Genomic DNA, 22,690 nt, shown 5'->3' on the forward strand with positions numbered 1-22,690 from the left:
GCTCAGTGGTCTACCAGCAGCTTGCGGTTCTTCGAGATCCGCTCCGAGAGCTTGCGGGCGCGCCGGCCTGAGACCAGGGGGCGGGCCGAGAGATACTGGTCTATGTCGGGGAACAGGGTCAGGATCTCCCGGCGCGCCTCCGCCGGCAGCGCCTTGATCGATTCACTCCCGAGATAGAGGCTTTCCGTCGCGGCCCCGTTCGAGAAGACGATCTGGTGCTGATCGAAGAAGAAGTGCCAGTAGGTCACCGAGGCGATTTCCTCGGCGATGTTGATGCCGTCGAGAGACAGCAGGTGCTTTGCGGCGATCAGAACCTCCTTCTGGCCGAACATGCGCTCGGCGACCGCATTGGAGACAAGCACACGGTGCTGGGGCGAGACCACGATGTCGCGTTCGGGCCGCCCCTTTCCCAGAGCATTTGCACGGATCCGGATGGGGCGCAGTTCGGGATTGCGTTCCAGATCCTCCTCCTCGAGATGGCGGCATCCGATCCAGCGGATCGGCTGGTAGCCGTTGTCCATCGTCAGGACGCGGTGCCCTGCGCGGAGGTTTTCCACCGCAACATCGCCCGCCAGCGTGGCAACGGGTGTTCCGGTGGTCAGGCAGGCCAGAGCCACGCCCGGGAAGGTGAAGGTGTCGCCGTTGAGCAGCGTGGCCTGGTTCGTGAAGAACTCCGAGGCCTCGGCCGCAGTCATCGGGACATCGATATTGACGCTCTGGCTCAGCAGCCCGCCATCGACCGTCAGGTGCAGGACACTGCCGTCATAGGCGCTGCTGGGATCGCCGGGGCTCGATTCGTCAAGTTCGATGGTGCGGCCATCGACGATGAACTGGTCGGTGGCCTGCATCCCGGTGGTGTTGAAATTCACCGGCTGGATGCCGAGAACCGACAAGGTCGGCGGATCGTAGGTGAAGGTGCCGGTGCCGAAGGGGCCCGAATAGGCGACGTCGTAGCTGTTCAGCAGGCCGTTGACGATGCCGAGGCTCAGTGTCGAGGCGTCCAGGGTCATGGCGCTGTTGTCGAAGACCTCGAATGTGAAGCCGTTGAGCAGCGAGGCGTCGAGCAGGCCGTTATCGATGGTCAGGTCGCCGCCGTTGATCGCCCGGAAGGTCGGGGAGGCCCCGGCGTTGACGCCGGCGATCGAGGTGATCGTGAGGGTTACGCCATCGACGATCAGCAGGCTGTCGCCAAGCGCCGTGATCTGGACGGTGTCGCCGTCATTGGCGTTGCCATCGTCATAGGTGAAGGTCGAATTTGTGAGCAGGTCGACAGAGAGCAGGGCCATGGCGCTCAGGCCCCGCTAGTCTTGTCGGTCCGGCGCTCGGGTGCCGGCCGTTGCGGTGTCGAGTGTCCCTTGGGCTGGCGGGGGCCGGGATGAGCCCCCGCCGTGAGTGGTGTGCCGGGGAGGGAGGCCTGTATAAGAGCGCTCTGCGCCATGTTTTACTCTCCTGTTTCCAACCCTTGTCGCGGAGGGCCGGACCTCGTTACTGCGGGAGATGCATGGCGGGTTTTGCCGCTCTGGAGATCTCTCATCCCCTATTGAGCGACTCAATTGTGCTATCAATTTGATATTCGAGTAAGGAAACTCGCATTTTGAGAGATATCGTTGTTTTAAAATGATATTTTTTGATCTTCGGTAGGTTTCCAAAGTTAATTGAGTGTTTCGAATGTATGTTTCGCCCTTGGAAATCGTGAATTGAGGCCGAAATGAGGCAGTTCTTATGGTTTGGACGATTCTGAAAAGGTCATAAGCGCTGACAAATATTTATATTTGATATTTATTGGCCTGCAAACGTTTTGCTGCGAATGGAGTTTGCAAAATCGCCATGACTTCGCAGCGCAGTCCTCAAAATTTGCGTATTTGCAAATTGTCCGCCCTCCCGAGGGCGGTTTTTTGCAAATCACCTGCGGTTTTGTGTCATGCTTGGCGGTAACATACTTGCTCCATGCATATCGCGTGCCTAATCAAAATACCCAAAGGCGAGAGGAGGAGCTTTCCCCATGGGCTACAAGGACGTGTACGAGGCCTGGAAATCCGACCCGGAGGGGTTCTGGATGGAGGCCGCTGAGGCGATCGACTGGGACAAGCCGCCGTCGAAGGCGCTCTTCGACAAGGGCGGCGACATGTACGAATGGTTCTCGGACGGCATGGTCAACACCTGCTGGAACGCAGTGGACCGCCATGTCGAGGCCGGGCGCGGCGACGAGATCGCCATCATGCATGAAAGCCCGATCACCCACTCAAGCAAGGGCATCACCTACTCAGAGCTGCGCGACCGCGTTGCCTCACTGGCCGGTGCGCTGAAGATGCGCGGCGTCGAAAAGGGCGACCGGGTCATCATCTACATGCCGATGATCCCCGAGGCGCTCGAGGCGATGCTGGCCTGCGCCCGTCTCGGCGCGGTGCACTCGGTGGTGTTCGGCGGCTTTGCCGCGCATGAATTGGCGGTGCGTATCGACGATTGCACGCCCAAGGCGATCATCGCGTCGAGCTGCGGTCTCGAGCCGGGCCGTGTGGTGCATTACAAGCCGCTGCTCGACGAGGCGATCGAGCAATCGACCCACAAGCCGGAATTCTGCGTGGTGTTCCAGCGCGAGCAGGAGGTGGCCAAGCTGATCGAGGGGCGCGACTTCTCATGGCATGGCTTCCAGTATGGCGTGAAGCCGGCCGAGTGCGTGCCGGTCGAGGGCAATCATCCGGCCTATATCCTCTATACCTCCGGCACCACGGGCCAGCCCAAGGGTGTCGTGCGTTCAACCGCGGGGCATCTCGTCGCGCTGCAATGGACGATGAAGAACATCTACAACATCGAGGCGGGTGATCGTTTCTGGGCCGCCTCGGACGTGGGTTGGGTCGTGGGGCACAGCTACATCTGCTATGGCCCGCTGATCACCGGCGCGCAGACCATCGTCTTCGAGGGCAAGCCCATCGGGACGCCCCACGCCGGCGTTTTCTGGCGCATCATCCAAAACCACCGGGTGAAGAGCTTCTTCACCGCACCGACCGCGCTGCGCGCCATCCGTCGCGCCGATCCCGATGGTGAATGGATCAAGCGCTACAAGCTGCACGACCTGCAGGCGCTGTTCCTCGCCGGCGAGCGGGCGGACCCGAGCACCATCGAATGGGCGCAGAAACACCTGAACGTACCGGTCATCGACCACTGGTGGCAGACCGAGACCGGCTGGGGCATCGCCGCCAACCCGATCGGCATCGAGGAGCTTCCGGTCAAGCTGGGCTCTCCGTCGGTCGCGATGCCGGGCTATGACGTGCGCATCCTCGACGAGGGCGGCCACGAGATGCCGGCGGGCGAGCTTGGCGCCATCGCCATCAAGCTGCCGCTGCCGCCGGGCACGCTGCAGACGCTGTGGCAGGCCGAGGCGCGGTTCAAGAAATCCTACCTCACCCAGTTCCCCGGCTATTACGAGACCGGCGATGCGGGGATGAAGGACGAGGATGGCTATCTCTACATCATGTCGCGCACCGATGACGTCATCAACGTGGCGGGGCACCGGCTGTCGACCGGCGCCATGGAGGAGGTTCTGGCCTCGCACCCGGACGTGGCCGAATGCGCGGTGATCGGCGTCTCGGACGCGCTCAAGGGGCAGATGCCGATGGGCTTCCTCTGCCTCAGCTCCGGTGTGGATCGCGACGAGGCAGAGGTCTGCAAGGAATGCGTCAAGCTGGTGCGTGACCAGATCGGCCCGGTTGCGGCCTTCAAGCTCTGCACCGTTGTGGATCGCCTGCCCAAGACCCGCTCGGGCAAGATCCTGCGCGCCACCATGGTCAAGATCGCCGATGGCGAAGAGTTCAAGATGCCGGCGACGATCGACGATCCGGTCATTCTCGACGAAATCCGCACGGCGCTCGAGGGCATGGGTTACGCCAAGAAGGTACCCGCGTGATCTGGCTCTGCGCCTGACCAGGCAACCAAGACGCCCGCTGTCCCGCAGCGGGCGTTTTTTGTCTCAGCTCTCGTAGAGCTCCAACGGCAGCCCGTCTGGATCGGCGAAAAAGGTGAAGCGCTTGCCGGTCAGCTCATCCGTGCGGATTGGTTCGACCGCCACGCCCTGTGCCTCGAGCCGATGCGCCGCGTCCTCCACATCCGCGACCGAGAAGGCAAGGTGGCGCAGCCCCTTGGCCTCGGGATGGTTAAGGCGGTCGGGCGGGTTGGGGAAGCTGAACAGCTCGATCTGGCCGCCGCCGGGCAGGGCAAGGTCAAGCTTCCAGCTGTCGCGAGCCTCGCGATAGGTCTCGGCGATGATCTCGAGCCCAAGCAGCTCGGTGTAGAACGCCTTGCTGCGGGCGTAGTCGCCGCAGATCACCGCCACGTGGTGAAAGCCTGTGAGCATGGTCCTGTGCCTCCCGTCCGCGACCTGCCTGCAACAGCTACCATAGCGCCCGACAAAAGAAAGACCCCGGGGGAGGGAAACCCCGGGGCCTTCTTACGTGCCTCGCCTGAGAGGGATCAGGCGGCGTGCTTGTGGTAGAACTCGTCGACCTCGCGCTCTGCTTCGTCCTTCGCCAGACCGTAGCGCTCCTGGACAACACCCACGAGCTTGTCGCGGTCGCCTTCGGCGCGGTCGAGATCGTCATCGGTGAGCTCGCCCCACTTGGACTTCGCCTCACCTTTCAGCTGTTTCCATTTGCCTTGGATCACATCCCAGTTCATCGGGTTTCTCCTTTGTCTCGGCTTGGTCCCGCCTCGTCGCGGGGTTCGGACAAGAAACGCCGTTAGCGCGGCCGGAGTTCCGAGCTATCAGACAAATTGTTCGCGGATAAGGCGCTCCTCGAGCCCGTGGCCCGGATCGAACAGCACCCGGTGCGCGACCTTGGGTTCCGAGCGGATCTCGACCCGCAACACGTCGCGCACCGACTGGCTGTCGGCCTCGGCCATCACCGGGCGCTTCTCGGGCTCGAGCACTTCGAAGGTCACGTCGGCGGTCTTGGGCAGCAGGGCGCCGCGCCAGCGGCGGGGGCGGAAGGCGGCGACGGCGGTGAGCGCTAGAACGTCGGCGCCGATCGGCAGGATGGGGCCGTGGGCCGAGTAGTTGTAGGCGGTGGAACCGGCGGGGGTTGCCAGCAGGGCGCCATCGCAGACCAGCTCGGGCATGCGCAACCTGCCATCGACGTAGATCGCCAGCCGCGCCGCCTGCGGGCCGGCGCGCAGCAGCGACACCTCGTTGATCGCCAGCGCCCGGTGCTCGCTGCCGTCGGCGCGGTGGGCGCGCATCGAGAGCGGGTTGATCACCGCCTCCTCGGCGGCGGCCAGTCGCTCTTCGAAGGCGTGCTCGGAATATTCGTTCATCAGGAAGCCCACGGTGCCGCGGTTCATGCCGTAGACCGGGACCGCGAGCGCCTCGGTGCGGTGCAGCGTGTGCAGCATGAAGCCGTCGCCGCCAAGCGCCACGATCACGTCGGCGCCGTCCTCGGCGTGGTTCCCGTAGCGGCGTGTCAGCCCGGCCAGCGCGGCCTGTGCGATGGGCGCGTTGGACGCGCAGAAGGCAATTTTCAGCGACATGGGTTTCCTTGGACTGTCACGCCGTTCCGAAACAATCACAACTTCCCGGAACCCGCCAGTACCGTCGCCCCTCTACCGGAACAATGCCGCTTTGATCCCTTTGCGCGCGCGCCGCTTTCCTTTACGTAGGCGCCACGTGACGAATCCATGACACCGGAGACCTGCCTCATGAACGCCCCGCACCGCGATGACGGCTTCTTCACCCAGTCGCTTTCCGAGCGCGACCCCGAGCTTTTCGCCTCCATCACCGGCGAACTCGGCCGTCAGCGCGACGAGATCGAACTGATCGCATCCGAGAACATCGTCTCCCGCGCCGTTATGGAAGCGCAGGGCTCGGTGATGACCAACAAATACGCCGAAGGTTACCCCGGACGCCGCTACTACGGTGGCTGTGACTGGGTCGACGTGGCCGAAAACCTCGCCATCGACCGTGCCAAAGAGCTCTTCGGCTGCGAGTTTGCCAACGTGCAGCCGAACTCCGGCAGCCAGGCCAACCAAGGCGTGTTCACCGCGCTGATCCAGCCCGGCGACACCATCCTCGGCATGTCGCTCGACGCCGGTGGCCACCTGACCCACGGCGCCAAGCCGAACCAGTCGGGCAAGTGGTTCAACGCCGTGCAATACGGCGTGCGTCAGCAGGACAACATGCTGGACTACGACCAGGTCCAGGAACTGGCCAACGAGCACAAGCCCAAGCTGATCATCGCCGGCGGCTCGGCCATCCCGCGCCAGATCGACTTCGCCAAGATGCGCGAGATCGCCGACAGCGTGGGCGCCTACCTGCATGTCGACATGGCGCACTTCGCCGGCCTCGTGGCGGCGGGCGAGCACCCCTCGCCGTTCCCGCACGCGCATGTCGTGACCACCACCACCCACAAGACCCTGCGCGGTCCCCGTGGCGGCATGATCCTCACCAATGACGAGGCCATCGCCAAGAAGGTCAACTCGGCGATCTTCCCGGGCATTCAGGGCGGTCCGCTGATGCATGTCATCGCCGGCAAGGCCGTGGCCTTCGGCGAAGCGCTGAAGCCCGAGTTCAAGACCTATGCCAAGCAGGTCATCGCCAATGCGCAGGCGCTGTCGGACCAGCTGATCAAGGGCGGTCTCGACACCGTGACCCACGGCACCGACACCCACGTGGTGCTGGTCGACCTGCGCCCCAAGGGCGTGAAGGGCAACGCCACCGAGAAGGCTCTGGGCCGGGCGCACATCACCTGCAACAAGAACGGCGTGCCGTTCGATCCGGAAAAGCCGACCGTGACCTCGGGCATCCGTCTTGGGTCGCCGGCGGGCACCACCCGCGGCTTTGGCGAGGACGAGTTCCGCCAGATCGCCGACTGGATCATCGAGGTGGTCGACGGTCTCGCCGCCAATGGCGAAGAGGGCAATTCCGAGGTCGAGGCCAAGGTGCGCGGTGAGGTGACCGAGTTCCTCAAGAGCTTCCCGATCTACCCGACGCTCTGAGAGCGAGTGTCCGGTCGCCCGACGGCCGGGATGACATCGAAAGCGCCCTCGCGGATCTCCTCGGGGGCGTTTTCCTTTGATGGTACCGCGGCGGTCAGTCCCGCCGGTCGCGACCCCGCTGGCGGTGATCCAAGGTCGTGGTGTCGCGCCCGCCCGAGCGCGGCAGCTCCGCCCCCAAGCCGACCTGTCGCGCCAGCCGCTCGGCGGGGAGATCGGGTCTCCGCGAGGCAAAGCCCTCGAGCGCATGCCGCGCCAGCGGGACGTGGCCTGCCGCCACCGCGCGGGCCAGCACGCTCCGGACATAGCTCTTGTGGTTCCGACGTACCCGGATCATGCGGAAGAACTCTGCGTCGGTCAGCGTGCCGTCGATCGCCTCTCGCACCACCGTCCCGAGCAACCCCCAGAATGCAAGATAGCGCGGGATCTTGTGGCCGACGAACGGGCAGCGGAGGTGGACGACGCCCCGCGCCGTGAGCCGGTCCGCATGGCGGCGGTCCTCTGGCATGCTCGGGTCGTAGAACACCAGCGCCTCGCACAGGTGGTGCGTGGTCACGGCGGCGTCGGCGTAGCGCGGCTCGTCCCAGTCGCCCCGTAGCCTCGCATTGTCGTAGCGGCGCTCCCACGGCACCAGCGCCGGCGACAGCGTGGTCTGCGGCGAAAACGCGATGGCCCGGGCGCGCGGGCAGGCGCTGGCATAGGTGAGCGCGCCATAGCCGCCCATCGAGCTGCCGTAGAACACCACGTTGTCGAAGCGGTCAAAGAAGCCGCTGTCCCGCAGCTCGTCGAAGAAATCGCAGAGCTGACGGTGCCGGAACCAGTCGTTGCGCCGCTTCATCATTATGCCGAGATGCGAATGGCCCTGTTTCGCGACGAACTGATATGCCCACGGGTAGCGCGGCACCGGCATGTCGCGGCTCTTCATGTTGTCGAAGGTGACGACCAGGGTGCTGCCGCGTTGGAAATGCACCGCGGAATGACGGTCGAAGTCGCGAAAGAAGCCGCCGGATGTCGCCGTGGCCTCGATTGCCGCCCTGCGGAACTTGCGGGGAAGAGGCATCCCGACCGTGCCTTCCTGACCTTGCTGACTGCCTGAACCGCCCGGCTCTGCGCGCGCGAGGTGGCGCGCCGGGCGGGGTGACGGAAGGCTATCATCGCAGATCGGGAAAAGGCCCGAGGGGGCCGTAACACAGCGCGCAAGGTGTTGCCGGAATGTCAGATCCCGCGATGCGCGCTGCTGGGTGCTACCGCGACGCATGTGCCGCGGTAGCGTATTCGGGTGGCTCAGGCCGGGTTCTTGGCGTAGCGCAGGTAGGGCAGCTTGATGTCCAGCTCGCCGTATTTGTCGGCCGCCGCCGCGTCATCGAGCGATAGCGCCACGATCACGTCCTGGCCCGTCTCCCAGTTGGCGGGCACGGCGAGCGGCTGCTCGTAGGTGCGCTGCAGGCCGTCGAGGGCGCGCAGCACCTCGGCGAAGTTGCGGCCCACCGACATCGGGTAGGTCATCATCAGCTGCACCTTCTTGTTGGGCGCAATGATGAAGACCGAGCGCACGGTGGCGCTGTCGGCGGGGGTGCGGCCGTCGGGCAGGTAGGCATCGGCGGGCAGCATGTCGAGCGCCTTGGCCAGCTTCAGGTCATCGTCGGCCACGATCGGGAAACCCGCCGAGGCGCCGGAGGTGGACTCGATGTCGCCCTTCCATTTCTTGTGCTCCTCGACGCCGTCGACCGAGATGCCCATTACCTTGGTGCCGCGCTTGGCCCATTCGTCGGCCAGCTGCGCCACGGCACCGAACTCGGTGGTGCAGACAGGCGTGAAGTCCTTCGGGTGCGAGAACAGGATCGCCCAGCTGTCGCCGATCCAGTCGTGCAGGTCGTACTCGCCAAGGTCGGTGACGACGTGGAGGTTGGGAATCTCGTCGTTGATGCGCAGTGCCATGGGACTCTCCTTTCGCATGACGTCCGGTTTGGACGGTCTGTCTCCATTCTACGTACTACCTCGATGCTTGATGTAAAGACCCCCGCTTGCGGCGGGCCGGGACGCGTGACAGAGTGCCGCCACGGGGAAATTTGATCAAATCTCAATGAAGGAAGACTCCCATGATCGAGAAGCGTCAGTTCTACATCGACGGCGCGTGGACCGAGGCGCTTGACGGGCGCGACCACGAGGTGATCGATCCGGCGACCGAAGAGGCCTGCGCGATCATCGCGCTCGGCGGTCAGGCCGATACCGACGCTGCCGTGGCCGCGGCCAAGCGCGCGCTGCCCGGCTGGATGGCGACAACCGCCGCCGAGCGTATCGCGCTCGTCGAGAAGCTGCTGGCAGTCTACAAGTCCCGCGCCGAGGAACTGGCGCAGGCCATGAGCCTCGAGATGGGCGCCCCGATCGCGCTGGCGCGCGCCAACCAGGTCGGTGCAGGGCTGTTTCACCTGCAGAACTTCGTCAACGCCGCCAAGGAATTCGACTTCGAGGCGCCGTTCTCGGAGGCGCATCCCGATACCCACATGATCCACGAGGCAATAGGCGTCTGCGCGCTGATCACGCCGTGGAACTGGCCGATGAACCAGATCACGCTGAAGGTCGGCGCGGCGGCGATTGCCGGCTGCACAATGGTGCTGAAACCCTCAGAGGAGAGCCCGCTCTCGGCGCTGCTCTTCGCCGAGTTCATGGACGAGGCCGGTTTCCCGAAGGGCGTGTTCAACCTCGTCAACGGTGACGGCGCGGGCGTCGGCACGCAGCTCTCGGGGCATCCGGATGTCGACATGGTAAGCTTCACCGGTTCGACCCGCGCCGGCCGTGCGATCTCCAGGACCGCCGCCGAGACGCTCAAGCGCGTGCATCTTGAATTGGGGGGCAAGGGCGCCAACCTGATCTTCGCCGATGCCGACGACACCGCGGTGAAGCGCGGCGTGATGCATATGATGCAGAACTCGGGCCAGAGCTGCAACGCGCCTTCGCGGATGATGGTCGAGGCGCCGATCTACGACCGCGTGGTCGAAGAGGCGGCCGCCGTCGCACAGACCGTCACGGTGAACGCGCCCTCCGAGGATGGCAAGCATATCGGTCCGGTGGTGAACGCCACCCAGTACGAGAAGATCCAGGGCCTGATCGAGACCGGGATCAAGGAAGGCGCGCGGCTCGTCGCCGGCGGCCCGGGCCGTCCCGAGGGCTTCAACAAGGGCTTCTACGTGCGCCCCACCGTGTTCGCCGACGTGACACCGGACATGACCATCGCCAACGAAGAGATCTTCGGCCCGGTGCTCTCGATCATGAAGTTCGAGACCGAGGCCGAGGCGGTCGAGGTCGCCAATGACACGCCCTATGGCCTGACGAACTATGTTCAGAGCCAGGATGTCGACCGCCGCCACCGTCTGGCGCGGCAGCTCCGGTCGGGCATGGTCGAGATGAACGGCAAGAGCCGTGCCCCCGGCGCGCCCTTCGGCGGCATGAAGCAGTCGGGCAATGGTCGCGAGGGTGGCCTCCTCGGCATCCACGACTTCCTCGAGATCAAGGCGGTCAGCGGCTGGGCCGCGGAATAAGCCTCGCTCGGGGCGGCAGCACACCGCCGCCGCCCCGCACCGCGCCCTGATCTTCTCTACGTTCCAAAATACTCACGGCCCGGCTTCACCGCCGGGCCTCGCCTCCCAGAAAAAGGCACCCCCTCCGGGCCTGCCCTGATCATCTCTTCGGACCAAGCCACTCACGCCGCCACGCAGTCCGCCCCTCCGGACTCCTCGCGCAGCCCCTATCTTCTCTACGTTGACAAATACTCACGGCCCGACCTCCCCGCCGGGTCGCTCCTTTCAGACGAGGGCACCCCTCCGGGACTGCCCTGATCTTCTCTACGTCAATAAATACTCACAGCCCGAACCGCACCGCCGGGCGCGCCGTCTCAGAACGGGGCCTTGGCGCGGAACTTCACCCCGATGCCGCTTTCGGGGTGGTGCAGCCGCAGTTCCTCGGCGTGCAGCATCATGCGCGGATACTCCGCTGCGGTCTCGGGGGCGTAGAGCGGGTCGCCAATGATCGGATGTCCGAGCGCCAGCATGTGCACCCGCAGCTGGTGGCTGCGCCCGGTGACCGGGTGCAGGCGGACGCGGCTTTCGGCGTCGCTGGCCTTGGTCACCTTGTACTCGGTCAGCGCGGGCTTGCCGGTCTCGTGGCAGACTTTCTGCAGCGGCCGGTTCGGCCAGTCGACGATCAGCGGCAGATCCACACTGCCGGTCTTCGGTTCGAGCCTGCCGGCGACGCGGGCGATATATGTCTTGCGGGTTTTGCGGGTCTCGAACTGCTGGCCGAGGTGGCGCTGCGCGTGGGCGGTGAGCGCGAAAACCATGACACCCGAGGTGTCGCGGTCGAGCCGGTGCACCAGCCGCACCGTCGGGAAGGCGCGCTCGAGCCGCGCGATCAGGCAATCGGCCAGCTCCGGCCCCTTGCCGGGCACCGAGAGCAGGCCCGCGGGCTTGTCGACGACCAGAAGGTCGCTGTCCTCATGCAGGATCGGGATCTCGCCCTGGGGCGGGGAATAGACATCGCTCATGCCGCCCCATGTGGCGCAGCCGCGCCGTCATCGCAAGGCTCGAGGCGCCATCCGTTGCCGTGAAGACCCGACACTGAGCCGAGCGGTGCGCCGCCGGCCCTGTTAGCGCCTGCGGGCTTGCCACTCGTCTCGCCTGCGCGCTACACCCCTTGCGACAGTCATTTCAAAGGACCTCTCCATGTCGATCCCCACGGATTTCAATGACCGCATGTTGTCTCTGGGCCTGGCCCGCGTGGCCGAACAGGCCGCGATCGCGTCAGCCAAGCTGATCGGCCATGGCGACGAGAAGGCCGCCGACCAGGCTGCCGTGAACGCGATGCGCGACCAGCTCAACAAGCTCGACATCAAGGGCGTCGTGGTGATCGGCGAGGGCGAGCGCGACGAGGCGCCGATGCTCTACATCGGCGAAGAGGTCGGCACCGGCGAGGGCCCGGGCGTGGACATCGCGCTCGACCCGCTCGAAGGCACCACCCTGACCGCCAAGGATATGCCCAACGCGCTCACCGTGATCGCCATGGGGCCGCGCGGCTCGATGCTGCACGCCCCCGACGTCTACATGGACAAGCTGGCCATCGGCCCGGGCTTTGACGAGGATGTCGTCACCCTCGACATGACCCCGACCCAGCGGGTCGAGGCGCTGGCCGCGGCCAAGGGCTGCAAGACCACCGACATCACCTGCTGCGTGCTCGAGCGCCCGCGCCACGAGGAGATGATCGCCGAGATCCGCTCCACCGGTGCGGCGATCCGCCTGATCACCGACGGCGACGTGGCCGGGGTCATGCACTGCGCCGAGGCGCACCTGACCGGCATCGACATGTACATGGGCTCGGGCGGCGCGCCGGAAGGCGTTCTGGCGGCGGCGGCTCTCAAGTGCATGGGCGGCCAGATGTACGGCAAGCTGATGTTCCGCAACGACGACGAGCGCGGTCGCGCCGCCAAGGCCGGAATCACCGATCTCGACAAGATCTACAAGCGCGACGAGATGGTCACCGCCGACGTGATCTTCGCTGCCACCGGCGTCACCAACGGCTCGATCCTGTCGGGCATCAAGCGCGAACCGGGCTGGATCACCACCGAGACCATCCTGATGCGCTCGAAGACCGGCTCGGTCCGCCGGGTGATCTACCGCAACCCGTTCGAATGACGCCATGCCCGGCTTTGATGCCGTGACGTGAGTATTTGCAAACGTGAAGAAGCAGGGGGCGGCGTTCCGTTCCCTGCTTTTTCGCTTTATGGCAGGCGTGAGACAGGCAGAGGGGAACGATTGGGCATGAGCTATCTCGGGGTCGAGGCATCGCTGACCGGGCGCCGCTGGGTCGGGCCGGGAGTCGAGCAGGAGCGGCAGGCGGAAGCGCTGGCGCAGCAGAGCAACCTGCCGCGCGGGCTGTGCCAGGTGCTGGCGCGCCTCGGGGTCGAGGCGCCGGAGGTGGCCGGCTATCTCGCGCCGACGCTGCGTGACCTGCTGCCGGATCCGCGCTCGCTTCGTGACATGGAGACCGCTGCCACGCGGGTTCTGGCGGCTGTGAATCGGCGCGAGCGCATCGCGGTGTTCGCCGATTACGACGTAGATGGCGGGACCTCGGCGGCGCTGCTGCTCGACTGGCTGCATCAGCTTGGGCTCGGCGCGACGCTTTATATTCCCGACCGCATCGACGAGGGCTACGGCCCGAACGAGCCGGCGATGGAGAAGCTGGCCTCGGGGCATGACCTGATCATCTGCGTCGATTGCGGCACGCTCTCGCACGGGCCGATCGCCGCGGCGAAGGGGGCGGACGTGGTGGTGCTCGACCACCACCTCGGCGGCGAGACGCTGCCCGATTGCGTGGCGGTGGTGAACCCCAACCGGCAGGACGAGGACGGCGCGCTGGCGCATCTTTGCGCGGCCGCCGTGGTCTTCCTGATGCTGGTGGAGTGCGGCCGGCAGATGCGCGAGGCAGGCCAGCGCGGGCCCGACCTGATGGCGATGCTGGATCTCGTGGCGCTGGCCACGGTGGCGGATGTCGCGCCGCTCAAGGGCGTCAACCGGGCGCTGGTGCGGCAGGGCCTTGCGGTGATGGCGCGGCGCGCGCGGCCGGGGCTTGTCGCGCTGTCGGACGTGGCGCGGCTCGACACGGCGCCGTCTTCATATCATCTGGGCTACGTGCTGGGGCCGCGGGTCAATGCCGGCGGTCGCATCGGGCAGGCCGATATCGGCGCCCGGCTGCTGGCCAGCCGCGACCGGCACGAGAGTGAGGCGCTGGCGGCGCGGCTCGACCAGCTCAACACCGAGCGCCGCGAGGTCGAGGAGGCAGTGCGTGCCGCGGCGCTGGCGCAGGCCGAGGCGCGCGGGCTCGACGCGCCGCTGGTCTGGGCGGCGGGCGAGGGCTGGCACCCGGGCGTCGTCGGCATCGTCGCCTCGCGCCTGAAGGAGCTGACCAACCGTCCGGCGGTGGTGATCGGCCTCGACGGCGACGAGGGCAAGGGCTCGGGCCGCTCGGTCTCGGGCGTCGATCTGGGCGCCAGCATTCAGCGTCTGGCGGCGGATGGTCTGCTGCTGAAGGGCGGAGGGCACAAGATGGCCGCGGGCCTGACGGTGGCGCGGGACGGGCTCGAGGCCGCGATGGAGCGGCTCTCCGAGCTCCTGGCGAAGCAGGGCGCGGGGCAGGGCGGGGCAGCCGACCTGAAGCTCGACGGACTGCTGATGCCGGGCGCGGCCAATATCGAGCTCTGCGAGCAGATGGAGCAGGCCGGCCCGTTCGGAGCCGGCGCGCCGGCGCCGCGCTTTGCCATGCCCGACGTGCAGGTGGGCTTTGCCAAGCAGGTGGGCTCGGGGCATCTCAAGGTTTCGTTCGGTGACGGGCTCGGGGCAAAGATCGACGCGATCTGCTTCGGCGCCTTCGACGGCCCGCTGGGGCAGGCGCTCTGCGACCACCGGGGGCGGCGATTCCACGTCGCCGGTCGGCTCGAGATCAACGAGTGGAACGGGCGGCGCTCGGTGCAGATGCGACTGGAGGATGCGGCGCCGGCGGAGGGTTGAGGAAATTCGGCATAAGGGCTTGAAAAATAGTCATATATTCCGCTCGTGGTGGGGCGGAAGGCATGAGAGAAAAATATGAAAATTGGGCTTGCGGCTGCGCACGCAATTCCCTAAAACCCGCGTCACGCTTCGGCTCTGGCCCGTTCGTCTATCGGTTAGGACGCCAGGTTTTCAACCTGGAAAGAGGGGTTCGATTCCCCTACGGGCTGCCACCGAAGCGCAAGTCGACGACCTGATCGTCGCAGAGTGGCCCGTTCGTCTATCGGTTAGGACGCCAGGTTTTCAACCTGGAAAGAGGGGTTCGATTCCCCTACGGGCTGCCACTTGTTCCCAGAAAATCAGAACTTCCGCCGAGCGCGCCTTTCGTGCCTGTCCTGCTGTCGTCCCCGTATGGAGGCAGCCCGCGCAGGCCCTTGACGGGGCGGGCCGGGCCGGAAACAACGTTGGCAAGTGTCATGCCGGCCGAGAGGAGAGGCAGATGAAATTCCGTTTTCCCATCGTCATCATCGATGAGGATTTCCGCTCCGAGAACACCTCGGGCCTGGGCATCCGGGCGCTGGCCGACGCCATCGAAAGCGAGGGCTTCGAGGTGCTGGGCGTCACCGGATACAGCGACCTGAGCCAGTTCGCCCAGCAGCAGAGCCGGGCCAGCGCCTTCGTGCTGTCGATCGACGACGAGGAATTCACCCCGGGCCCGGATCTCGACCCGGCGGTGCTCAACCTGCGGACCTTCATCGAGGAAGTGCGCTGGAAGAACGCCGACGTGCCGATCTATGTCTATGGCGAGACCAAGACCTCGCGCCACCTGCCCAACGACATCTTGCGCGAGCTGCACGGCTTCATCCACATGTTCGAGGATACGCCGGAATTCGTCGCGCGGCACATCATCCGCGAGGCGAAGAGCTATCTCGAAGGCATCCAGCCGCCCTTCTTCAAGGAGCTGCTCGACTATGCCGAGGATGGCTCCTACTCGTGGCACTGCCCCGGCCACTCGGGGGGCGTGGCCTTCCTGAAATCGCCGATCGGGCAAATGTACCACCAGTTCTACGGTGAGAACATGCTGCGCGCCGACGTGTGCAACGCCGTCGAGGAACTGGGCCAGCTGCTCGATCACAACGGCGCCATCGGCGCTTCCGAGCGCAACGCGGCGCGGATCTTCAACGCCGATCACTGCTTCTTCGTGACCAACGGCACCTCGACCAGCAACAAGATGGTCTGGCATCACAGCGTGGCGCCGGGCGACGTGGTGGTGGTTGACCGCAACTGCCACAAGTCGATCCTGCACTCGATCATCATGACCGGCGCGATCCCGGTCTTCCTGCGCCCGACCCGCAACCATTGGGGCATCATCGGGCCAATCCCGCGCGCCGAGTTCGAGCCTGAGTCGATCAAGGCCAAGATCCGCGACAACCCGCTGCTCGAGGGCTACGACGCCGAGGCGGTGCAGCCGCGCATCATGACGCTGACCCAGTCGACCTATGACGGCGTGCTCTACAACACCGAAGAGATCAAGCGCCTGCTCGACGGCTGGGTCGAGAACCTGCATTTCGACGAGGCCTGGCTGCCGCATGCCGCCTTCCATCCGTTCTACGGCACCTATCACGCCATGGGCCGCAAGCGCGGGCGGACCGAGAAATCGGTGACCTATGCCACCCAGTCGGTGCACAAGCTGCTTGCCGGTATCAGTCAGGCCAGCCACGTGCTGGTGCAGGATTCCCAAACCACCAAGCTCGACCGGCATCTCTTCAACGAGAGCTACCTGATGCACACCTCCACCAGTCCGCAATACTCGATCATCGCGAGCTGCGACGTGGCGGCGGCGATGATGGAGCCGCCGGGAGGCACCGCGTTGGTCGAGGAGAGCCTCGACGAGGCGCTCGATTTCCGCCGGGCCATGCGCAAGGTCGACGAGGAGTACGGCGACGACGAATGGTGGTTCAAGGTCTGGGGGCCGGACGATCTTGCCGAGGAGGGCATCGGCCGCACCCGCGACTGGGAACTCAAGAAGACCGATGCCGAGGGGCTCGAGACCGGTGGCGGCGACAGCTGGCACGGCTTCGGCGACATGGCGCCGGGCTTCAACATGCTTGACCCGATCAAGGCGACGATCATCACCCCCGGCCTCGATATCGAGGGCAATTTCGGCGACAGCGGCATCCCGGCGTCGATCGTGTCGAAATACCTCACCGAGCATGGCGTGGTGGTCGAGAAGACCGGCCTCTACAGCTTCTTCATCATGTTCACCATCGGCATCACCAAGGGCCGCTGGAACACGCTTCTCGCGGCGTTGCAGCAGTTCAAGGACGATTTCGACAAGAACCAGCCGCTGTGGCGGGTGATGCCGGAGTTTTGCGCCAAGCAGCCCCGCTACGAGAAAATGGGGCTGCGCGATCTCTGCCAGCACGTGCACCGGATGTATGCCAAGTACGACGTGGCGCGGCTCTCGACCGAGATCTATCTCAGCGATCACCGCCCGGCGATGACGCCCTCGGAGGCGTTCTCGCATATCGCGCGTCGCAAGACCGACCGGGTGGGCATCGACGAGCTCGAGGGGCGCATCACCACCAGCCTCGTGACGCCCTACCCGCCGGGCATCCCGCTGCTGATCCCGGGCGAGGTGTTCAACGCCAAGATCGTCGACTACCTGCGCTTCAACCGCGAGTTTGCACGTGAGTGCCCGGGCTTCGAGACCGATATCCACGGCCTTGTTGCGGAAGTGGGCGAGGACGGTCAGACCCGGTACTTCGCCGATTGCGTCGCCGAGTGAGCGGGCCAGCCCAAGATTTTTCGTACGAAAAATCTTGGGCGCGCGATGATCGGGACCATGTCCCCGCCGCCAGTGCACGCGCCTCGGTCCTGCCGGGGCGCGTTTTTCGTGCCAGTGTCGGGATCGGGAACATGACGCGTGACCCGGAGCGATGTCCCATGCCATCCTGATACGGACGGAGCGGCCGTAGGAGGGGCGCTCGGGGTGCAGGGGAGCATGACATGGGACAACCGCTGAGTTCGATCACCATCGTGGGAGGAGGCACCGCCGGCTGGCTGGCCGCGGTCTATCTCAGGCGGGCCTGCGCCGAGCGGATCCGCATCACGCTGATCGAGTCTCCGAATATTCCGACCGTCGGCGTGGGAGAGGCGACGGTGCCGCAGATGCCATTTACGCTGCGCCAGATCGGGCTCGACGAGCGCACCTTCTTTCGCCGCTGCGACGCGACCTTCAAGACCGGGGTGATGTTCCGGAACTGGAACACCGACCGCAGCGGAAAGCTCGTCTCTTACCTTAACCCGTTCTCCAACGCGCCGTCGCTCGACGGGGTGAGCATCGGCAACCATTTCCATGCCTTCGGCGCGGGCAAGCGCGACTATGTCAGTTGCTACTCGCCCTATGCTCACATGGCGAAGGCCTTCAAGGCGCCATTTTCGTTCAAGGACCCCAAGGCCGACCCGATGCCCAAGCCGGCTTACGCGTATCACCTCAACGCCGTGGCCTTCGCAAAGCTGCTGGCAGAGGTCGGCACCGAGCGTGGCATCGAGCACATCCTCGACGATGTCGATGATGTCGAGCTTGACGAGCGCGGCTACGTCGCGGCGTTGCAGCTGCGCGAGCGCGGGCGGCATCCGGTCGAACTGGTGATCGACTGCACCGGCTTTCGCGGTCGGATCATCCGCGAGGCGCTGGACGAGCCGTTCGAGGATTACAGCGACTATCTTGGCAACGACCGCGCCATGGCGCTGCAGATTCCGCACACGAACCCTGAGAAGCTTCCCCCCTTCACCAGCTCCACCGCGCTTGGCGCCGGCTGGTCATGGAGCGTGCCGCTCTTCAACCGGGTGGGCACGGGCTACGTGTTCTCGTCGGCGCACCGCACCGACGACGAGGCCCGGGACGAGTTCCTCGCCCATCTCGGCGCTGCCGCCCCGCCCGGCTCGGAGCCGCGGGTGATCCCGATGCGCATCGGGCGCTCGCGCCGGGCCTGGGTGAAGAACTGCATCGCGATGGGCCTGTCGGGAGGTTTCATCGAGCCGCTGGAATCGACGGCGATCCACATGATCGACCAGAGCATCCGGATGCTGCTCTTCAACATGCCGAGCACGGATTACGAGGCGCCCGTCCGGCGTCGCTTCAACCGCCTCGTCGATGACCTTTACGGAGAGGTGCGGGATTTCATTTGCATGCACTACCGGATGGGCAACCGCGAGGACAGCGCCTACTGGATCGACGCCCGGACAGAACTGAAGATCACCGACCGGCTGGCGGAGAATCTCGAGCTCTGGCAATATCAGCTGCCGACGCAGCACGACCTCGAAAGCGCGCAGCTCTTCACGCATGACACTTACCAGACCGTGCTTTTCGGGAAGCGATGCTATGAAAATGGCTACGGGGCCGAGCGGCTGAACACGCCGCGCGAGGTCCGGGCGGGCTCGTGGAAGGCCTATCTGCGCGATGCTGATATCCGTTTTGCAAAGATCGTGGACTACAAGGGCGATCATCACCGGCTCCTGATGGCGCTCCGGGGAGAGCTGGAGCCCGGCGCTGCCCGCAAGACACCGGCCGTGGTGGCGGCCAGGACAGGCTCCTGTCTCAAGGAAACGCCGGTGCTGTTCTGAGCGCGGGGCGCGCAAGATTTTTCGTACGAAAAATCTTGGCCCTTGGCCGCGGATCAGCCGGGCCGGCGCCGGACCGCGACGTGGTGGCGGTCATCCAGTGTCGAGAGCAGGATCGCGAGGGCGATGCCGACGCTGGCGCCGAGCAGCGTATCGAGCACCCGCTCGGGGGCCATGCCGGCTCCGGCCGCCGCCGGCGCGGCGAGATGGCTCATCAGCAGCGCCATCGGTGTGATGAAGACTTGCCCTAACCCGTAGTTCGAGCCAATCACCAGCTCGGTTGCGAATTGCAGGGCGAATAGCAGCGCGATGATGGTCCAGACGGAAGGCTCCTGCACCAGGATCAGCCAGGCGAAGGTCGCGCCGACCACGGCGCCGGCCATGCGTTGCAGCGCCCGGTGGAAATTGATGTGCAGCTGCGGTCCCTGAAGCACCGCCAACGCGCCCATGGCGGCCCAGACCGGGTGATCGGCCCCGAGCGCATGGCTGACCAGAAGCGCGATAAGGGCGCCCAGAACGATGCGCAGCGATGCGGTCAGGCGATGGCCCATCGGTCGCGCGGCCTCGCTGGGGAAGCGGCGGGTCTCGTCGGGCAGGTGGCGCAACCACTCGGTCAGCCCGCAGATCGCCCAGGCGAGAAGCGCCACGGCGCCGGTGGCCGCGCCGCGCGCCAGCACCTCGGCGCCCGATCCGACAGGGGCCAGAGCGGCGCCCGCAGCGAAGACGAAGATCAGTGCGCCCGGCGGGCCGAAGCGCCCGGTCACGGCGATGAAGAAATAGAGCCCGCAGGCCAGTGCCAGCAGCAAGAGTTCAAGCAGCGGCGGCACGCCGAGCCAGCTCGCGGTCGACATCGCCAGCACTGCCGAGACCTGGCAGAGCGCCGCCAGCAGCACGACGCGGTTGCGCCCCTTGGTGGCCTCGAACCGGCCGAACAGTGCCACCAGCGCCCCGAGCGCAGCAAAGCCGATCAGGTGCGCGAAGGCCGAGAGGTGAAACAGCGGCAGGGCGATGGCCACGGTCAGCGCAGCCTGGAACCCGGCGAGGCAGGAGTTGCGTAGGGACGGCTGTGCCTGAAAGGCCAGACTGCCGCGCAGCGCGTCCGCGCGCAGCAGGTGGCGGGCGACGTCGATGCGGCGGGGGCGCTCAAGCGCGGGATCGGTGGTGCTCATCTGTCGGTCTCCTGTCTGTCGGTTCCCTGCCGGGCCTCGAGCCTTGCCTCGATGCGGGCGAACTGCGCCAGCATGGTCTCGATCTCGGCATCGCTGAGATCGGCGAGCAGCTCTTCCTCGGCGCGGGCAAGCTCGGCGCGGATCTCGGCGACGCGCTGCGTTCCGGCGGCGGTAAGGTGGATCAGGCGTGCGCGGCCGTCATCGGGGTCTGGGCGGCGCTCGATCAGGCCGTCGCGCACATGGATGTCGAGCACCCGCACGAGGCTGGAGCCGTCGACGCCGACCAGCGCGGCGAGCGCCTTTTGGGGAATGCCGCCGCCGGTCTCGGCCAGATGCACGAGCGGCACCCACGTGGCATCGGTCAGGCCGTTGCCGGCAAGATGGGCGTCGAGCGCTCGGCGCCAGCGTCGGGCGAGCAGCGAGAACCGGATTCCGAGCCGGTAGCGAGGGGAGGAGGGGGGCGTGGTCATGCACGCGATCTAGCATATTTAAATTGATTTGCAATTCAATCTATATGGAGGCCGTCCAAGTTTCGGGCGTCGCAGGTAATCTCGTTGTACTCGGAGCATCAGACCCGGCTGTGCGTCACGTCAGGGCAGGTGGCTCACTTCTTGGATCTGAACAGTGATACCGTTTGCAAGCACATGCGCTTGTCCCTATCGTTTCAGTCCAGCCATGCCGCCGCGTGGCGGCATGGGTCTGGCATCGGACCTCACACTGGAGAACTTGTTGCTACGCCGTCAGTCTCCGAACTTTGACAAGAATTCCTTCCTTTCCGGGCCCAGCGAGATGGCCCGCCGCATTCGCGAGTTCGACTGGTCAGAGCATCCGCTTGGCCCGTCCGAAGACTGGCCAGCGGCGCTGCGCTCGGCGCTGGGTATCGCGCTGAACTCGGCCTTTCCGACCTGTATCTACTGGGGGCCGGAGCTGCGCCTGCTCTACAATGACAGCTGGTCGCACATTCCCGGCCCGCGCCACCCCGGCTGTCTCGGTGAACCCGCCGCCGAGGTCTGGTCGGACATCTGGCACATCATCGAGCCGCAGTTCGCCCAGGCGATCAGCACCGGGGAAGGCGTCTATTTCCGGGACCAGATGCTGCCGATGCGCCGCTTCGGGGTCGAGGAAGAGACCTACTGGACCTACAATTTCACCCCGATCCGCGACGATGACGGTTCCATCGGCGGCGTCTTCAACTCCGGCAACGAGACCACGCGGCAGGTTCTTCAGCAGGAAAACACCCGTTTCCTGCTCGAGCTGAGCGATGTGTTCCGCAACGTGACGGACCTTGCCGAGCTTCGGCGGCGCTCGATCGCCATGCTGGGCGCGCATCTCGGTGTCGACCGGGTCGGTCTGCGAGAAAGGGTGCAGGACGGGCTGCGCGCCAAGATGCCCGTGATCGAGCAGTGGGCGGCCGAAGGTGTGCCGCCTGTGCCGTCCGGGATGGCGCGCGCGCCGATCCTCGACGCGGCCTGGCAGCAGTTGCTCGACGGTCGCGTGATCCGGCTCGACGGCACCGATCCGACCCGCGCCGCCATCGACCGGACGGTGCTCGACAGCCTGAACTGCGAGGCCGCGCTGGCGGTGCCGTGGGTCGAGGACGGGCGCACCGAGGCGATCCTCTTCGTGCATTCCTGCAAGGCGCGGCACTGGACCGATCTCGAGCTCGAGACGGTCGAGCAGGTGCTGTCGCGGATGAAGGCGTTGATGGACCGCGCCCGCGCCGCCGAACGCGAACGGCTGATGTCGGACGAGATCAATCATCGCTCGCGCAACCTGCTTGCGGTGGTACAGGGCATCGTGCGGCTGGCGCGGCCCGAAGAGCCCGAAGTGATGCGCGCCAAGTTGATCGACCGGCTGAGCGCGCTGGCGCAGAACCACTCGTTGCTTGCCGATCAGCGCTGGGAGCCGGTGGCCCTCTCCCGCCTGCTGTCGCAGGAGCTTGCGCCTTATGCCGGCGGGGGAGAGATCAGGGTGAGCATGAGCGGCCCTGCGGTGGTGCTGAGCTCGGAGGAATGCCAGATGCTCGGCATGGTGGTGCACGAGCTGGTGACCAATGCCTCGAAGCACGGTGCGCTCAAGGACGCGGGCGGGGCGCTCGACGTGAGCTGGGATGTCACCGACGGCCGCCTGCATCTGGACTGGATCGAGACGGTTGCCGGTCCGCTTGATCGCGAAGGGTTCGACGTGCCGGGCTTCGGCTCGAGCCTGCTGCGGCTGATGATCGAGCTGCAGCTCGAGGGCAAGCTCGTGCGCGAGCTTACCCCGACCGGGTTGCATTGCGTCATCGACGTGCCCTGGGCGAGGCGCGATGCGTCCCAGCGTGAGCCCGCCGACCGCGAGGTGGAGCGCATCGCGGTGACGTGAGCCGCGCCACGGCGG

The 22,690-nt window shown here is 65.8% G+C and carries 17 protein-coding genes and 2 tRNA genes; 10 read left to right on the plus strand and 9 right to left on the minus strand.

Annotated elements, in window-relative coordinates:
• Positions 1-2: 2 nt before the first annotated feature.
• Positions 3-1,286, minus strand: coding sequence for a Hint domain-containing protein (locus tag JF542_RS24355; protein ID WP_224888280.1), 1,284 nt, complete (start codon positions 1,284-1,286; stop codon positions 3-5).
• Between the two features lie 716 nt (positions 1,287-2,002).
• On the opposite strand from JF542_RS24355, the gene JF542_RS00215 reads away from it, so the two are divergent.
• Positions 2,003-3,904 (plus strand): propionyl-CoA synthetase, encoded by a 1,902-nt coding sequence (locus JF542_RS00215; protein ID WP_007793023.1) that lies wholly within the window; start codon positions 2,003-2,005, stop codon positions 3,902-3,904.
• A gap of 63 nt (positions 3,905-3,967) precedes the next feature.
• Here JF542_RS00215 and gloA2 read toward each other — a convergent pair whose 3' ends face one another.
• From gloA2 to JF542_RS00230, 3 genes are all read right to left on the minus strand, one after another.
• A complete protein-coding gene (gene gloA2 / locus JF542_RS00220) occupies positions 3,968-4,351 on the minus strand; it encodes an SMU1112c/YaeR family gloxylase I-like metalloprotein (protein ID WP_207074316.1) in 384 nt (127 codons plus the stop codon).
• A gap of 116 nt (positions 4,352-4,467) precedes the next feature.
• The gene (locus tag JF542_RS00225; RefSeq protein ID WP_007793017.1) at positions 4,468-4,671 is read right to left on the minus strand and encodes a CsbD family protein; all 204 of its coding nucleotides are present in this window, start codon (positions 4,669-4,671) and stop codon (positions 4,468-4,470) included.
• 87 nt (positions 4,672-4,758) lie between these two features.
• Positions 4,759-5,520: an NAD kinase gene (locus JF542_RS00230; protein WP_007793013.1), complete on the minus strand. Its 762-nt coding sequence runs from the start codon at positions 5,518-5,520 to the stop codon at positions 4,759-4,761.
• A 168-nt stretch (positions 5,521-5,688) separates the two neighbouring features.
• Here JF542_RS00230 and glyA point away from each other — a divergent pair, with 168 nt between their 5' ends.
• Positions 5,689-6,984, plus strand: coding sequence for a serine hydroxymethyltransferase (gene glyA / locus JF542_RS00235; RefSeq protein WP_207074317.1), 1,296 nt, complete (start codon positions 5,689-5,691; stop codon positions 6,982-6,984).
• A 94-nt stretch (positions 6,985-7,078) separates the two neighbouring features.
• Here glyA and JF542_RS00240 read toward each other — a convergent pair whose 3' ends face one another.
• Both JF542_RS00240 and JF542_RS00245 read right to left on the minus strand, forming a co-directional pair.
• Positions 7,079-8,041 (minus strand): alpha/beta hydrolase, encoded by a 963-nt coding sequence (locus tag JF542_RS00240; RefSeq protein ID WP_207074318.1) that lies wholly within the window; start codon positions 8,039-8,041, stop codon positions 7,079-7,081.
• Between the two features lie 224 nt (positions 8,042-8,265).
• Positions 8,266-8,919, minus strand: coding sequence for a peroxiredoxin (locus JF542_RS00245; protein WP_007793003.1), 654 nt, complete (start codon positions 8,917-8,919; stop codon positions 8,266-8,268).
• 161 nt (positions 8,920-9,080) lie between these two features.
• Here JF542_RS00245 and JF542_RS00250 point away from each other — a divergent pair, with 161 nt between their 5' ends.
• Positions 9,081-10,520, plus strand: coding sequence for an aldehyde dehydrogenase family protein (locus tag JF542_RS00250; RefSeq protein ID WP_207074319.1), 1,440 nt, complete (start codon positions 9,081-9,083; stop codon positions 10,518-10,520).
• Between the two features lie 353 nt (positions 10,521-10,873).
• Here the strand turns inward: JF542_RS00250 and JF542_RS00255 are convergent, their stop codons facing one another.
• Complete coding sequence (locus tag JF542_RS00255; RefSeq protein ID WP_207074320.1) at positions 10,874-11,521, minus strand: RluA family pseudouridine synthase; 648 nt, start codon at positions 11,519-11,521, stop codon at positions 10,874-10,876.
• A gap of 178 nt (positions 11,522-11,699) precedes the next feature.
• Between JF542_RS00255 and glpX the strand changes: the two genes are divergently transcribed.
• The 6 genes from glpX (at position 11,700) to JF542_RS00285 (ending at position 19,145) form a co-directional block, all read left to right on the plus strand.
• Complete coding sequence (glpX, locus tag JF542_RS00260) at positions 11,700-12,665, plus strand: class II fructose-bisphosphatase (RefSeq protein WP_207074321.1); 966 nt, start codon at positions 11,700-11,702, stop codon at positions 12,663-12,665.
• 126 nt (positions 12,666-12,791) lie between these two features.
• On the plus strand, positions 12,792-14,537 hold the full coding sequence (gene recJ, locus JF542_RS00265; RefSeq protein ID WP_207074322.1) for a single-stranded-DNA-specific exonuclease RecJ: 1,746 nt from the start codon (positions 12,792-12,794) through the stop codon (positions 14,535-14,537).
• 137 nt (positions 14,538-14,674) lie between these two features.
• Positions 14,675-14,749, plus strand: a tRNA-Glu gene (locus tag JF542_RS00270).
• 36 nt (positions 14,750-14,785) lie between these two features.
• A tRNA-Glu gene (locus tag JF542_RS00275) sits at positions 14,786-14,860 on the plus strand.
• A 155-nt stretch (positions 14,861-15,015) separates the two neighbouring features.
• Positions 15,016-17,304, plus strand: a complete 2,289-nt coding sequence (locus JF542_RS00280; RefSeq protein ID WP_207074323.1) for an arginine/lysine/ornithine decarboxylase — start codon at positions 15,016-15,018, stop codon at positions 17,302-17,304.
• A gap of 221 nt (positions 17,305-17,525) precedes the next feature.
• Entirely contained in the window at positions 17,526-19,145 is a 1,620-nt protein-coding gene (locus tag JF542_RS00285) for a tryptophan halogenase family protein (protein ID WP_207074324.1), read from the plus strand.
• A 53-nt stretch (positions 19,146-19,198) separates the two neighbouring features.
• Here JF542_RS00285 and JF542_RS00290 read toward each other — a convergent pair whose 3' ends face one another.
• Positions 19,199-20,311: an FUSC family protein gene (locus JF542_RS00290; RefSeq protein WP_207074325.1), complete on the minus strand. Its 1,113-nt coding sequence runs from the start codon at positions 20,309-20,311 to the stop codon at positions 19,199-19,201.
• On the minus strand, positions 20,308-20,781 hold the full coding sequence (locus JF542_RS00295) for a MarR family winged helix-turn-helix transcriptional regulator (protein WP_207074326.1): 474 nt from the start codon (positions 20,779-20,781) through the stop codon (positions 20,308-20,310). The genes JF542_RS00290 and JF542_RS00295 overlap by 4 nt, the downstream gene beginning before the upstream one ends.
• A gap of 319 nt (positions 20,782-21,100) precedes the next feature.
• Here JF542_RS00295 and JF542_RS00300 point away from each other — a divergent pair, with 319 nt between their 5' ends.
• Positions 21,101-22,675: a sensor histidine kinase gene (locus JF542_RS00300; protein ID WP_207074327.1), complete on the plus strand. Its 1,575-nt coding sequence runs from the start codon at positions 21,101-21,103 to the stop codon at positions 22,673-22,675.
• The last annotated feature ends 15 nt before the right edge of the window (positions 22,676-22,690 follow it).

It is taken from the genome of Salipiger bermudensis, assembly GCF_017309175.1.
Lineage (GTDB): Bacteria > Pseudomonadota > Alphaproteobacteria > Rhodobacterales > Rhodobacteraceae > Salipiger > Salipiger bermudensis.

What these genes read in the sequence shown, in the direction of transcription:
- JF542_RS24355 (WP_224888280.1), bottom strand. Translation starts at nt 1,286, where the DNA reads ATGGCCCTGCTCTCTGTCGACCTGCTCACAAATTCGACCTTCACCTAT.
- JF542_RS00285 (WP_207074324.1), top strand. Translation starts at nt 17,526, where the DNA reads ATGGGACAACCGCTGAGTTCGATCACCATCGTGGGAGGAGGCACCGCC.
- JF542_RS00225 (WP_007793017.1), bottom strand. Translation starts at nt 4,671, where the DNA reads ATGAACTGGGATGTGATCCAAGGCAAATGGAAACAGCTGAAAGGTGAG.
- JF542_RS00300 (WP_207074327.1), top strand. Translation starts at nt 21,101, where the DNA reads ATGGCCCGCCGCATTCGCGAGTTCGACTGGTCAGAGCATCCGCTTGGC.
- JF542_RS00255 (WP_207074320.1), bottom strand. Translation starts at nt 11,521, where the DNA reads ATGAGCGATGTCTATTCCCCGCCCCAGGGCGAGATCCCGATCCTGCAT.
- JF542_RS00215 (WP_007793023.1), top strand. Translation starts at nt 2,003, where the DNA reads ATGGGCTACAAGGACGTGTACGAGGCCTGGAAATCCGACCCGGAGGGG.
- JF542_RS00290 (WP_207074325.1), bottom strand. Translation starts at nt 20,311, where the DNA reads ATGAGCACCACCGATCCCGCGCTTGAGCGCCCCCGCCGCATCGACGTC.
- JF542_RS00250 (WP_207074319.1), top strand. Translation starts at nt 9,081, where the DNA reads ATGATCGAGAAGCGTCAGTTCTACATCGACGGCGCGTGGACCGAGGCG.
- glyA (WP_207074317.1), top strand. Translation starts at nt 5,689, where the DNA reads ATGAACGCCCCGCACCGCGATGACGGCTTCTTCACCCAGTCGCTTTCC.
- recJ (WP_207074322.1), top strand. Translation starts at nt 12,792, where the DNA reads ATGAGCTATCTCGGGGTCGAGGCATCGCTGACCGGGCGCCGCTGGGTC.
- JF542_RS00280 (WP_207074323.1), top strand. Translation starts at nt 15,016, where the DNA reads ATGAAATTCCGTTTTCCCATCGTCATCATCGATGAGGATTTCCGCTCC.
- JF542_RS00295 (WP_207074326.1), bottom strand. Translation starts at nt 20,781, where the DNA reads ATGACCACGCCCCCCTCCTCCCCTCGCTACCGGCTCGGAATCCGGTTC.
- gloA2 (WP_207074316.1), bottom strand. Translation starts at nt 4,351, where the DNA reads ATGCTCACAGGCTTTCACCACGTGGCGGTGATCTGCGGCGACTACGCC.
- glpX (WP_207074321.1), top strand. Translation starts at nt 11,700, where the DNA reads ATGTCGATCCCCACGGATTTCAATGACCGCATGTTGTCTCTGGGCCTG.
- JF542_RS00230 (WP_007793013.1), bottom strand. Translation starts at nt 5,520, where the DNA reads ATGTCGCTGAAAATTGCCTTCTGCGCGTCCAACGCGCCCATCGCACAG.
- JF542_RS00240 (WP_207074318.1), bottom strand. Translation starts at nt 8,041, where the DNA reads ATGCCTCTTCCCCGCAAGTTCCGCAGGGCGGCAATCGAGGCCACGGCG.
- JF542_RS00245 (WP_007793003.1), bottom strand. Translation starts at nt 8,919, where the DNA reads ATGGCACTGCGCATCAACGACGAGATTCCCAACCTCCACGTCGTCACC.